Below are 12,381 nucleotides of genomic sequence, written 5' to 3' on the forward strand. Positions count from 1 at the left end.
TACGCAGAACTCCGGTTCGAGGCGGCTCTGATTCAAGACGAACGGCCGGCCCGGGGTTCCGACATGCATGGAACAGAAATTGCGGGACATCCCGTCGGCCGACCGCATCCGGCGATCGGATCAATCCGGGCCGAAATGGCGCGAAAACTTGTTTGGAAGCTTGAATAGCCGGAGCCTTCCATCTGGGCGCAGCTCTCGCAAGGGCCGTCTGGTCCCCTCACCCCTCCACCCGCCACAGCCTCCACCGCTCCGGCACGCCCTTCAGCCGGTGCACGCCGTGATCGCGCAGACTGGTCGCCGCCTGCGCCGTCATCAGCTGCTTCACCGCGCTCGACACCAGCACCTCGCCGGCGCGCGCTTTCGCGGCGATGCGGGTGCCGATGTGGAAGGCGAGGCCGACCATTTCGCCGCCACTGATGGTGTATTCGCCGGCGTGCAGGCCCACGCGGATCTCGAGGCCGAGCGTGCGCACGGCTTTCTGGATCGACGTTGCGCAGGCGATGCCGGCGGCGGGCTTCCTGAAGGTCGCCAGCACGCCGTCGCCGGTGGTGACGACCTCCTTGCCGCCGCACGTCTTCAACTCCTTGCGGACCGCCGCATAATAATGGCCCATCACCTTGGTCCAGCGCGCATCGCCGAGCTTGGCCGCCTTCGCGGTGGAGCCGACGATGTCGACGATCAGGATGGTGGCGAGCGCCTGCTTGAGCTCTGGCCTGCCTGCGGCCGACGGCCGCCGGTTCGCAATCGGGCCGGTCAGCGGCTCATAACGATGGCTGCGGCGCCGCGCGATCGCGGCCTTGGTGTAGTCCTGCGCGGCTTGCGCACTGCCGCAGCGAACGGTCTTCTCCTGCGGCAGGCGCGCCCAATAGACCTTGCGCGCAGGCCCCGTGCCATGCACCTCGACGGCGCCCCATTTCAGGAAGACCGCCGAGCCGACACGCCTGACGCACCACGCCTTCGACGTGTATCCGGAGACGTTGGACTGATGGACACCGATGCGGAGGAATTTGGGCATGAAGGCGCGGCCAGAGACCGTTTGGGCGTAGCTTCGGCAAAGCTAGTCGGACAATCCGGCCTTGGCAACCGGACCTCCGGCCTCCTGACTCCAGCAGGACAAGCTCATCCGGGAGCGATGTCCAGATCGATGTGCTATCCTCTCATGGGGCGGCAGACGAAGACCCGGAGAGAACCCATGGCAACGAGTGTCAAGCAAATGCTGGAAGCTGCGAACGCGGCGGTCCCGAAGATCACCTCGGAGCAGGCGGCCGAGATGATCAACAAGGGCAACACGCTAATCGTGGACGTTCGCGATGCGCCGGAAGTCACCGCCAGCGGCAAGATCGCCGGCGCCGTGAACGTCTCGCGCGGGATGCTGGAGTTTCGCGCCGACCCGGAGTCGCCCTATCACGACAAGGCGTTCGACAAGAGCAAGACCGTCATCCTGTATTGCGCATCCGGCGGCCGGTCGGCGCTGGCCGGCAAGCTCTTGAAGGATATGGGTTACGAGAACGTCTACAACGTCGGCGGCTTCAAGGACTGGACGGGCGCAGTCGAGAAGTAGCCAGAGCCGTCGCGCAGTCCCGTTGAATGCGTTGCGAGCTCCGATTGGCACTTTCCGCGGCGAAGCGCGTTGCGGTGGTTTCGAGGAGGCGAGAGATGACCAAGGCGAAGGCTGCCCACGCGCAAGACGCCAAGATTCCGGCGCAAACAGCGCTCAATCCCGGTGACGAAGCCCCGCCCGGAACCAAGGGCACCGGCGACGACGTCTGTCCCGATTGTCACGGCAAGGGACGCATCGACGGCGCGCCTTGTGCCACCTGCGGCGGGAGCGGCACCATCACGCGGGCGGTCGGCGGCGCCTGACGCCGCCTCGTCCAGCAGCTCCATCCTCAAAGCAACGATCGGCCCTGTCGCGCGTTTTCCGCACCAAAGAACAGCGAGGCGCGCCATGAACAAGACGACCGGACTGACACCCGACGATTTTCCGATCGAGACCGACAAGGACAAGCTGAAGACCCACAAGGGCGAGCCGGTAGGCTCGGCCAAGACCGAGCAGATTGCGGAAGAGATCGCCGACCGGCTGAACGAGCACGCTCACCAGGAAGAGCAGGATCGCTGGTCAGCCTAGTTCAGCGGTTTTGCGGCCGCGCCATCGAATTTGGAACGACCACGCGTTCCCGCGCATTGGCCTTTCGCCGGCGTCTCACCATTCCGGCAAATGGCGGCCCCGGCTCAAGCCCCGCCCCCGGATGCCGGGCCGGGGCCGCCTAGAGCGCGATGCGATTAGGATGAACCGTCATCGCGCTCTAGATTATTGTTTGAGCATGATCTTTCGGAAAACCGCTGCGCACTTTTCCGGATCATGCACTGGGCCGAGCACAGGAGCGGACATGAAAGCACTCGTCATCGCAGGGCTCATCGCGGCTCTCGCCTCGTCCCCTTCCGCTTTCGCTCAAAGCGGCACGGGGCCCTCGAGGACGGGCTCCAGCATCAATTCGACCGGCACCGGCGGCACGACCGGCGCGGGCGCCTCCGGCCTCAATACGTCGTCGGATGCCAACAGCGGCGGCGCCAATGCACCGGCGAAGTCGTCAACGCTGAGGCCGGGCGACAACGATCCGGCCAGGCGAACCCAGGGCGGCCAGCAGGCCCTGCCGAACGCCAGCGGAACTAACCGGAAATAGCGCGAGCCGGATAGGCATACAGCTCGATCGGAGCGTTGAAGCCGCGCACCTCGTGGCTGCCGACATGTTCCAGCGCGAACTGCTTCTCCACCAGCTCGGCGAAATCGCGTGACAGCAGCACGTTCCTGCCGAGCGTCTTGGTCAGCGCCTCGAGGCGGGAGGCCATGTTGACGGCCGGGCCGATCACCGTGAAGTCGAGCCGCCGGGCCGATCCGATATTGCCGTACATGACATCGCCGACATGGACGCCGATACCGTAGTTCAGCGGCGCGCGGCCGGTTGCGCTGTTGCGCTCGTTGAGCGCGACCATGGCCTGCCGGGCCTCGGCCACCGCGTGCAGAAGATTGGCGCAGGCGTTCGGCTGATGAAGCGGGAAGATGGCGAGCAGTCCGTCGCCGATGAATTTCAGGATCTCGCCGCCATGCCGCGCGATCGGCTCCGACATCGCGTCGAAATAGTCGTTGAGCAGGTCGATGACGTCGTCGCGCGGCCAATTGTCGGAGATCTTGGTGAAGTCCCTGAGGTCGCAGATCATGATCGCGGCGCGCACCGTCGTGCCGCTGCCGCGCCTGGTGGCGCCGGCCAGGATCATCTCGCCGGCGTGGGTGCCGACATAGGTCTCCAGCAGCGTGCGTGCGAGGCGATTCTTGACGCGGATCTCGCTGACCAGCGCCAGCACCGGCAACAGCTTCTTCAGGCCGGCGACATGCGCATCGTCGAACCCGCCGGGCCGGGCGGTCGCGAACGTGACGAGGTGCCGCTTGCCGAGCGTATGGTAGAGCGGCCAGGCGACATAGTCGGTGAGGCCCTTGGCCCGCATCTCGTCGTAGAGGGCGTGCTTGCGGCTCAGCGCGGAATCCTGCGCGAGCCGCTCGCGCACCTCGGCGGCGCCGTCATGGATCTCGTTGGCGGCGCTGCCGATATATTCGGACCGCTCGCGCACGTCGTAATCGACCAGCGCAATCTCCGCCTCGCGCATCCCGTCGGACCACATCATCCGCGCGCCCAGCCATTGCGGATGATTGATCAGCACATGGAGCGTCGCGCGCTGCACCGGAATGCCCGCCTGCTGCAGGCGGATGCACATCTGCGCGAAGATGTCGTCGATGTAGCGCTCGTCGCGCGTGCCGTTGGTCAGCCAGTCGATGACGCCGTCGGCCTGGGTGGGGGCGTATGTGTCTGGCGCATTCATATCCTGCCCCTCGATCTTTGGTGAAGCAGATATCGTGCGCCGGCCGGGCGGCGTCAACCTGGCCAGTTGCACGGATTGTGCGCATCGGCTTGGGGTTTCAGCCCAGAAGCCGGATCGACCCCAGCACCGCCAGCCCCGAGACCAGCGCAAGCTGCGACGGCCCGGCCAGCTCGAGCTTCAGCGTGCCGGTGCGGGGAATGGCAAAATCCTCATGGTCGAGGCGGATGCGGCATTCGCCATGCCGGCGGCGAGCCGGAAATCGCCTGGCTCCTTCAGTGCGAGGAGATCGATCTCCGCCGCACCGCGCCGCGCCATGAGGTTCACGACCTCGACGGGACCCGCCTCGAGCTCGGTCACGATCCCGAGCTCACCGGTGAAACGCACCGTCGTAAACGGTTCACGTTCGTCGAATTCCTGCGTCGGCGACTTCAGCACCAGCCCGCGCCCTTCGACCACCATCTGCAAGCGGTCGATGCCGGGCATATGGGAGAAGGGACCGGGCGCAAGAATCGGCGTCGACGCAAAGCGCCAGAGCAGGCTGTCCCAGTCCTTCCGCGGCGCATCGGCCCGATGAGCGTCTGCGATGTCGGTGAAGATGCCGCCGCCGTTCTTCCACGGCGAGCGGGTGTAGTTTTCAGGATTGAGCAGCGTCGCCTTCATGTCTCGAGCTCGTCCGGGAAAGTCGGGGTATGTAACCGAGTTTGTAGCCCGGATGAAGCGCAGCGCAATCCGGGTTAGCTCGCGCCGTGCAGCACCGGCCCCGGATTACGCTCCGCTCCATCCGGGCTACAGGTCCGCCGATGATGTCGCTATTTCGACGTCAATGCCGCCATAGGCCGCCAGGTGACGTCGGGCGCAGCTGCAGCGAGCCGACGGCAGCGGTCACGCATCAGCTCGGCCGGACGATCGTCGACGCGCTGCTTCAGCACGGCCTCGAAATCGGCGAGCGCGTCGGCAAAGCGGCGCGCGCGATAGGCGGCGAGGCCGCGCTCGTAGTCCGCAATCCAGCCGATCGTGTCGCTGCCAACCGCATTCTCGTTCACCATCCCGATCAGCTCGTGAACGGAGAGTCCCTCCTCGCGTCCGTACACCGCGATGCTGTCGACCTCGCGCGTGATGACCGCGCCGCGCGCCAGACGTTCGGTCGCCGCACCGATCAGGATTTGCGTGCCGTAGGATTTGTTGGCGCCTTCGAGCCGGCTCGCAACATTCACGGCATCGCCGATCACGGTGTAGTTCAGCCGCAGCTCCGAGCCGATATTGCCGACCAGCATGCGGCCGGAATTGATGCCGATGCGGATCTGGAGCGGCTGGCCGAGATCGTCGACGAGGCCCGATCGTTCGACCGCAAGGCGGCAGGCGAGCGCGGCGCGGCAGCATCGCACGGCGTGATCGCCTTGCGGCTGCGGCGCGCCCCAGAACGCCATCACGGCATCGCCGATGAACTTGTCGATCGTCCCGCCATTGGCGACGATGATCTCGGAGGTGAGGTCGAGATAGCGCGACAGCAGCGGCACGACGCGATCGCCGAGCCGCTCCGACAGTCCGGTGAAGCCGGCGATGTCGATGAACATCACGCTGAGCTCCTGGACGCTGCCGCCGGGCCGCGCCTCGACGCCCTGGCGCAGCAGGCCGCGGACCAGATCCGCCGGAATGAACTTGCGGAATGCGGACAGGCCGGCCGCCATCTCCGCGATTGCACCCGACAGGCTCGCGATCTCGTTGAGCCGCGACGGATGGCGACGGACCTGCTCCAGCGCGAAGGCTTCGACATGGCGCAGCTCGCCGACGACGCGCGACAGCGGCGCGGCGATGACGGACCGCGCCAGCATCGCCGAGACCAGCGCCGCGAGCACGGCGCCGACGGCAAGACCGAGGATCAGGCGGTGCAACGTCGTCTCGACCGGCCCGAGAAATTCGGCCTCGGGGATCACGGTCGCGAGCGACCAGCCGGGAAACGGCAGCGGCGTCAGCGCAACCTCATAGGCCGCGCCGCCCGAGGTGAGCCGGCTCCGCCAGGCCTGCTTGCGGCCGGCCTCGCCCGCCTGGTCGAGCGCTGCGCGCGCCAGGGGCAGCAGCGCCGTGTCGCCGCGCGCCGGATGGAGCTCGTCGGCGTCCTTGTCGGGCGCTGCGACGAGCTCGCCGCTGCCGTCGACGATGAAGGCGGTGCCGGTGCGCCCGACCTCCAGCTGCGACAGGAAGCGCGCGAGCCTGGTATATTCGATGATGACGGCAAGCACGCCTTGCCGCTCCTGATAAACGTCGATCGGGCCGGCGAAGGCGATCGACGGCCGCTCGCCGGTCGCATGGTCCATGACCCTGAACCATTGCGGGTCGTCGGCGCCAAGGCCGGCCTTGAACCAGGCCTGATCGGCGACGCGGAAATCGGTCGGCTCGAAGCGGCGGTTGGCGAACTCGATGTCGCCGGGCACCACGTCATATTCGTCGACGCGGCGCTCGCCCGGATGATCCGTGAGCGAGATCTCCATCATCTCCAGGCGTCGATCGCCGAGCTTGTGCGCGGCGAAGAAGGAGCCGTCGGGCCAGCCGAACGCGACCCAGGAGATCGTCGCCTGCGATTGCAATTGCGACAGAAAGACGAACTCGCGCTTGTCGGCCTCGCGGGTGTCGAGCACGTTCTGGAGGAACAGCGTGCGGATCGCGGTGTGCGCGGCGCGCGCCTCGTCGACGATGGCCGAGACCTCCTTGCGCACCGCCGCCACGATCTGCTCGTTGATGGTCGAGGCGAGCTGCCGGCTTGCCCCCTCCGCCGTGCGCCACCACAGCAGGCTGGAGAGCGCGGCGGTCAGCAGGATCGCGGCGAGGACCAGCGCGGACACAGCAAGGCGGATACTGACCGTCAGCCTTGCGATCGCGCGAAGCTGGCGTCCGGGATCGACATTCATGGTTGTATCCGCCTTTGGGTGGGCACGACTCCTGTCATCGCTCTACGCAGATTTCCTAGCGTCCGTTACCTCTGCCAAGTTTGGTAGGACGCATCCAATGCTCTCGCTCTAACGTGTCGATAGCGCCAAGGCATTGGATTTGGCCGCCCACTTGCCCGCTAATCCCCACCCAAGCGCACCACCCGTGCGCCCGATCCAATCGGTCTCACGGATTCGTGAGCAGCCCGCCGTAACGCGGGCGGCGCGCGGAGCGAAGGAGACCATGCGCGCATCCCCGCCCAGGCGATGCCACCTCGAACAGGAGAACCTCTGATGTCTGCCAAACATGCCGTCACCTCCCTCGTCCTCGCCGGTGCGGTGTCGACCGCGCTCGCAACCCTTGCCTCCGCCGGCCCCCTGACCAAGGCCGAAGCCGATGCCGCCGTCGCCGCCAAGAAAGAGAAGTGCTTCGGCGTCGCACTGAAAGGCCAGAACGATTGCGCGGCGGGACCCGGCACGACCTGCCAGGGCACCTCGACGGTCGACTTCCAGGGCAATGCCTGGAAATTCGTGCAGGGCGGCACCTGCACCAGCATCGAGCTGCCGGGCGGCAAGAAGGGTTCGCTGAAGCCGGTGTAACGGCCGGCGCAACGGAAAGCGCGAACGGAGCAGCACGATGAGCACGATCAAGCCGGCCCCGCCAGCAGCGCTGCCGCTCCGCTTCGCAACGCCGATCGGCGGCGTTGCCGGAACGAGCTTCAAGCCCGAGCACCTCCCCGCAATCCTCGAGGCGAAGCCTCGGCGCGGCTTCTTCGAGGTCCACGCCGAGAACTACATGGGCGCCGGCGGGCCGCCGCATCGCGCGCTGGAGGCGATCCGCCGCGATCATCCGCTCTCGCTGCATGGCGTCTGCATGTCGATCGGCGGGCCCCGGCCGCTCGACAAGACGCATCTGGCGCGCTTTCGCAGCCTGGTCGCGCGCTATCAGCCGGCGCTGGTCTCCGAGCACCTCGCCTGGTCGACGCATGAGACCAGCTTCTTCAACGATCTGTTGCCGCTGCCCTATACCGCGGCGACGCTGGCTTGCGTCTGCGATCACATCGACCAGGTGCAGGAGGCGATCCGCCGGCCGCTGCTCTTGGAAAACCCGTCGACCTATCTCGCCTTCCGCGAATCCTCGATGCGCGAGACCGAATTCATCCGCGCCGTTGCGGAGCGCACCGGCTGCGGCCTGCTGCTCGACGTCAACAACGTGTTCGTCTCCGCGACCAATCATGGATACTCCGCGCTCGACTACCTCGCTGATTTCCCGCTGTCGCGCGTTGCGGAAATTCATCTCGCCGGGCATGCCGAGCAGGCCGACGACGAAGGTGACCTGCTGTTGATCGACAGCCACGACGGACCCGTCGCCGACGCCGTCTGGAAGCTCTACGAGATCGTGATCCGGCGTCGCGGGCCGGTGCCGACGCTGATCGAATGGGATAGCAAGATTCCGGACTGGCCGGTGCTGCAAGCGGAGGCCGCTGCCGCCCAGGCGATCCTCGACCGCCATCAGTCCGTCATGCCGGCAGGAGAGCGTCATGCCGCCTGAGCCCGGTCTGTGCTTTGCCGCATCGTTCGCGCCGGCGCTGCTGGATCCGGCGCGCAGCACGCCTGAGCTCGTGACCGGCCCGAACGGCAAAGCCGCTGGCCGCCGCTACGACGTCTACCGCAACAACGTCACGGTCAGCCTGATCGGCGCACTGGCCGCGATTTATCCTGCGGTGCAATGCATCACCGGCACCGACTTCTTCCGCGCGATGGCGCGCTTCCACGTGCGCAGCCATCCGCCGACATCGCCGCTGCTGTTCGAATACGGCCGCGACTTCCCGGAGTTCATCGCAGCTTATGAGCATGCGCAAGATATGCCCTGGCTCGCCGACGTCGCGCGTCTCGAGCGGGCCTGGCTCGATGCCTATCACGCCGCCGACGCCGTGCCGCTGTCGCCGGCCCGGCTCGTGGCGGTGACACCGGACCGTTTGGCCGATCTGGTGTTCATTCCGCACCCGGCCGCACGATGCCTGCGTTCGGACTACGCCGCCGTGACGATCTTTGCGGCCAACCGTGACGATGCACCGGTGATGCGGATCGATGCCTCCACGTCGGAGGATGCCCTGATCACGCGAGGCGAATTCGACGTCACCGTGCGCCGCCTTCCGCCCGGTGGCGCGGTGTTCGCGGACCGCCTGATGTCGGGCCGGCCACTCGGCGAGGCCGCGGCGGCGGCGCTGGAGGCAGCGAGCGAATTCGACATTGCCGCGAACATCGCCGGGCTGATCGAAGCCGGCGCCTTCACCTTGCTCTGTTGCGGAGACCCCTCATGATCACGGACCAGCACATGACGACCGCCAGCGGCCTGCCCTCGCCCGGAGCACTCATCGACAGGGCCAATCATCTGGTGCAGACGCTCGCGACGCCATCGCTGGTCCAGCTGGTGCTGCGCCTTGCGCTCGCCGTGCCATTCTGGCGCTCGGGTATGCTCAAATGGGGCGGTTTCCTTGAGCTCAACGACACGGCGGTGACGCTGTTCAGCGACGAGTTCATGCTGCATCTGCCGGGCGGGCCCTATCACTTTCCGGCACCGACAATGATGGCCTTCCTGTCGGGCTCCGGCGAAATCATGTTCCCGATCCTGCTGGTGCTGGGACTGGGCGCTCGTTTCGCAGCGCTCGGGCTGCTGTTCATGACACTGATCGTCGAGCTCACGGTGCCCGACGGCTGGCCGATTCACCTCACCTGGGCAGCGATGGCGCTTGCCCTCATGGCTTACGGGCCGGGGCTCATCTCGCTCGACCATCTCATTGGTCGCATCCGTAGCCCGGATGGAGCGCAAGCGTAATCCAGGACCACTGCCTCACCGCGCAACCTGCCCCGGATTACGCTTGCGCTCCATCCGGGCTACAGAAGAGCACTTACATCCCACTCAAACCGCTATCGACCGCGAGGGTCTGCGCGGTGACATAGACGCTCTCGTCCGAGAGGAAGAACAAGCAGAGAGAAAAACATGCTAACGTAAGCCCGCGTCCGAACCTTCAGCGAGGCTGAGCATGTCCGACACTGACAAGGTTTTCGCCGGCTCGATCCCAAAACTCTACGACGAATATCTGGTGCCGATGATCTTCGCCATCTATGCGGAGGACATGGCTCGGCGTGTCGCCGCGCGATCTCCCTCCGTGCTGCTGGAGATCGCGGCAGGCACCGGCGCGGTGACGCGTGCCGTGGCGGCGGCTCTGCCGCGCGGCATCCGCTATGTTGCAACGGACCTCAACGAGCCGATGCTCGCGGTCGCAGCGCAGCGCCAGGCGAATGACGATCGCATCACCTGGCGCCAGGCGGACGGAATGGCCCTGCCCTTCGGCGATGCCGAGTTCGACGTCGCATGCTGCCAGTTCGGCGCGATGTTCTTTCCGGACCGTGTGAAGGCTTATGGAGAGGTCAAGCGAGTCCTGAAGGGCGACGGCACGTTCGTCTTCAACGTCTGGGACCGCATCGAGGACAATGTGCTGACGCAGGAAGCCACGGTCGCGCTCGAAAAGCTGTTTCCCGACGATCCGCCGCGTTTCATGATCCGGACGCCGCACGGCTATCACGACAAGGCCGTCATCAGAGGCGATCTCGAACGAGCGGGCTTCCGCGACATCTCGATCGAAACCCGGTCCGAAATCAGCCGCGCGCCGTCGGCCGACTATGCCGCCACCGCGCTCTGCCAGGGCACGCCGCTGCGCAGCGAGATCGAGTCAAGGGATGCCAGCAAACTGCAGGCTGCAACCGATATCGTTGCCGAGGCGATCCGGAGGCACCACGGGTCCGGGCCGGTCGAAGGCAAGATCCAGGCGATCGTGATCGAGGCGCGCCAGTAGCTGCGCGTAGCCGCGGACGTCGACCGACGCGGCACGTCCTTACCAGAAGCCCCGCTGCATCGGCTGCGCCGGCTGATAGTACTGGTACTGGCTGCGCCGGCGCGGGTTGGCCGGCTGGACGTAGGGATCGCGCTGCTGGAAGAAGAAGCCGAATCCGTTGTCCCAGCCGTCATCGCTCGCGATCATGGCGGGCGCGGTCGGCTTGCGCGTGATGAAGCCGCCTTGCGGCTCGTTGCTCAGCACCGCGACGAACTCGGTCCGGTAATTGGTCTCGCTGCTCAGCGGCTCGTCCGAGATGATGATCGAGGAGCGCGGCAACGCGGTCGGCCCGATGCGGTCCCACACGTCCTGCGGGATGGTGATGCGGTCGAGCGCGTTGCGGGCCTCATCGCCGTTCTCGATCGTGACCACGCTCCAGCGCAGACCCGTGCCGGTCTTGGCCATCGCCGTGAAGATATGCGTGCCAATCGGCTGCTCCGGATTGCGGATCGTGACGGGGACCTCGATGCTGGTGTCGAACACCTCGCCGCCGCCATCGGGCGCCGGCTTGTGCGTATTCCGCCGCACGTAGAGCTTCTGCGTCGCGCGGCTGATGTAGACCGAGACCGGCTCGCCGGCGAGCTTTGCGTCGGTCGCCGCCTTGACGGCCTCGGTTTTTCTGGCCGCGGCGGTCTTCGCGGCTTCCTTGGTCGCGGCCACGGCATCGCGCTTCGGCTGCGCGGCGGCCCTGGCGGCATCGAGCTGCGTCGCCGCGTCGGCAGCCTTGCTTGCTGCCTTCTGCTTCAGCTCCTCGGCCTTGGCGCGGGCCTGATCGTTCCTGGCGTTCGCGAGCGTCTTGTCGGCGAAGGCGAGCTCGGCATCGGCGCGGGCCTTCTGCTGTTCCAGCTTGCGCAGCGCGGCCGGAAGCGAGGCCGCTTCCTTGGCGGCGGCGGACGCAGCCTTCTTGGCTTCGTCGGCCGCCCTTGTGGCCTCCTCGGCCTCGGCCGAAAGCTTGTCGGCCCGGCTCGGCACGGCCGCGATGGCCTCCGGCTTCGGCACGAACAGCGAGGGGTGAGAGAAGTCGGTCGGGACCGAGTCATAGGGCGAGATGATCACGCGCATCCCGATATAGGTCTTGTCGAACAGGTTCTCAGCGAAGCCGAACGGCATGCGCACGCAGCCGTGCGAGGCGGCATAGCCGGGCAGCGGTCCGCCATGCAGGGCGATGCCGTTCCAGGTGATGCGCTGCATATGCGGCATCCAGGCATCGTCATACATCGTCGAGCGGTGCTCCCTGTCCTTCTCGACGACAGCGAACACGCCGGCGGGCGTCTCGCGGCCCGCGGTGCCGGTCGATACCGGCGCGCGCAGGATCCAGCCGTCGGCATCGTAGAACGTGACCTGCTGGCTCTTGATCGAGACGATCGCCATGATCGGATCGCCGGCCACACGCTGCGCCACCGCCTCGGCCACCTGGCGCGGCTGCTTGGCCGCAATCGCCGGGGCCGCCGCTGCAAGGGTCGCCACCGCCACGAGCGCCATGATTCCGGCAGGCCCGCGGCGCCCCACTGCCCTGATGGATTGCGCCGTCGTCGATCGGTTTTTCATGCCATCCTCGGTCGAACTGCCAGTCGGCTGGTGTCGCTCACGTGTCACATTGGAAGCATTGCATTAAGAAATCGCAGCCGCCTTACGTTCCCTCTGTGGCGAGATTCGGCACTTCCGGCGGCAAATCTCTCATA

The 12,381-nt window shown here is 66.5% G+C and carries 13 protein-coding genes and 1 pseudogene; 9 read left to right on the plus strand and 5 right to left on the minus strand.

All coding sequences use genetic code 11. From position 1 onward, the window contains the following. Positions 1 to 217: 217 nt before the first annotated feature. Positions 218 to 1,015 (minus strand): adenylate/guanylate cyclase domain-containing protein, encoded by a 798-nt coding sequence (locus N2604_RS34515; protein ID WP_260372412.1) that lies wholly within the window; start codon positions 1,013 to 1,015, stop codon positions 218 to 220. Between the two features lie 177 nt (positions 1,016 to 1,192). On the opposite strand from N2604_RS34515, the gene N2604_RS34520 reads away from it, so the two are divergent. The 4 genes from N2604_RS34520 to N2604_RS34535 all read left to right on the plus strand — a co-directional run bounded on the left by N2604_RS34520 (position 1,193) and on the right by N2604_RS34535 (position 2,684). Further along, positions 1,193 to 1,561: a rhodanese-like domain-containing protein gene (locus N2604_RS34520; protein WP_260372413.1), complete on the plus strand. Its 369-nt coding sequence runs from the start codon at positions 1,193 to 1,195 to the stop codon at positions 1,559 to 1,561. Positions 1,562 to 1,656: 95 nt separating this feature from the next. Then, complete coding sequence (locus N2604_RS34525) at positions 1,657 to 1,863, plus strand: hypothetical protein (RefSeq protein WP_260372414.1); 207 nt, start codon at positions 1,657 to 1,659, stop codon at positions 1,861 to 1,863. 85 nt (positions 1,864 to 1,948) lie between these two features. Further along, positions 1,949 to 2,128, plus strand: a complete 180-nt coding sequence (locus N2604_RS34530; RefSeq protein ID WP_260372415.1) for a hypothetical protein — start codon at positions 1,949 to 1,951, stop codon at positions 2,126 to 2,128. Between the two features lie 262 nt (positions 2,129 to 2,390). Further along, positions 2,391 to 2,684, plus strand: coding sequence for a hypothetical protein (locus N2604_RS34535; RefSeq protein ID WP_260372416.1), 294 nt, complete (start codon positions 2,391 to 2,393; stop codon positions 2,682 to 2,684). Here N2604_RS34535 and N2604_RS34540 read toward each other — a convergent pair. From N2604_RS34540 to N2604_RS34550, 3 genes and pseudogenes are all read right to left on the minus strand, one after another. After that, a complete protein-coding gene (locus N2604_RS34540; protein WP_260372417.1) occupies positions 2,671 to 3,876 on the minus strand; it encodes an adenylate/guanylate cyclase domain-containing protein in 1,206 nt (401 codons plus the stop codon). The genes N2604_RS34535 and N2604_RS34540 overlap by 14 nt on opposite strands. Before the next feature lie 97 nt (positions 3,877 to 3,973). Then, a pseudogene (locus N2604_RS34545) lies at positions 3,974 to 4,536 on the minus strand (HutD family protein). 149 nt (positions 4,537 to 4,685) lie between these two features. Beyond that, entirely contained in the window at positions 4,686 to 6,782 is a 2,097-nt protein-coding gene (locus tag N2604_RS34550) for an adenylate/guanylate cyclase domain-containing protein (protein ID WP_260372418.1), read from the minus strand. Positions 6,783 to 7,094: 312 nt separating this feature from the next. Here N2604_RS34550 and N2604_RS34555 point away from each other — a divergent pair, with 312 nt between their 5' ends. The 5 genes from N2604_RS34555 (at position 7,095) to N2604_RS34580 (ending at position 10,660) form a co-directional block, all read left to right on the plus strand. Beyond that, entirely contained in the window at positions 7,095 to 7,400 is a 306-nt protein-coding gene (locus N2604_RS34555; protein WP_100231508.1) for a DUF2282 domain-containing protein, read from the plus strand. A 37-nt stretch (positions 7,401 to 7,437) separates the two neighbouring features. Beyond that, positions 7,438 to 8,352 carry a DUF692 domain-containing protein gene (locus N2604_RS34560; protein ID WP_260372419.1) on the plus strand — a complete coding sequence of 305 codons (915 nt, stop codon included), beginning with the start codon at positions 7,438 to 7,440 and terminating at the stop codon, positions 8,350 to 8,352. Then, the gene (locus N2604_RS34565; RefSeq protein WP_260372420.1) at positions 8,342 to 9,124 is read left to right on the plus strand and encodes a DNA-binding domain-containing protein; all 783 of its coding nucleotides are present in this window, start codon (positions 8,342 to 8,344) and stop codon (positions 9,122 to 9,124) included. Before N2604_RS34560 ends, N2604_RS34565 begins: the two co-directional genes overlap by 11 nt. Beyond that, complete coding sequence (locus tag N2604_RS34570; protein ID WP_260372421.1) at positions 9,121 to 9,639, plus strand: DoxX family protein; 519 nt, start codon at positions 9,121 to 9,123, stop codon at positions 9,637 to 9,639. The genes N2604_RS34565 and N2604_RS34570 overlap by 4 nt, the downstream gene beginning before the upstream one ends. Positions 9,640 to 9,847: 208 nt before the next feature. Beyond that, positions 9,848 to 10,660 carry a class I SAM-dependent methyltransferase gene (locus N2604_RS34580; RefSeq protein WP_260372422.1) on the plus strand — a complete coding sequence of 271 codons (813 nt, stop codon included), beginning with the start codon at positions 9,848 to 9,850 and terminating at the stop codon, positions 10,658 to 10,660. Positions 10,661 to 10,699: 39 nt separating this feature from the next. On the opposite strand, the gene N2604_RS34585 is transcribed toward N2604_RS34580, so the two are convergent. After that, on the minus strand, positions 10,700 to 12,247 hold the full coding sequence (locus N2604_RS34585; RefSeq protein WP_260372423.1) for a L,D-transpeptidase: 1,548 nt from the start codon (positions 12,245 to 12,247) through the stop codon (positions 10,700 to 10,702). Positions 12,248 to 12,381: the final 134 nt, after the last annotated feature.

Origin of the sequence: Bradyrhizobium sp. CB1015, assembly GCF_025200925.1 — a bacterium.
GTDB lineage: Bacteria > Pseudomonadota > Alphaproteobacteria > Rhizobiales > Xanthobacteraceae > Bradyrhizobium.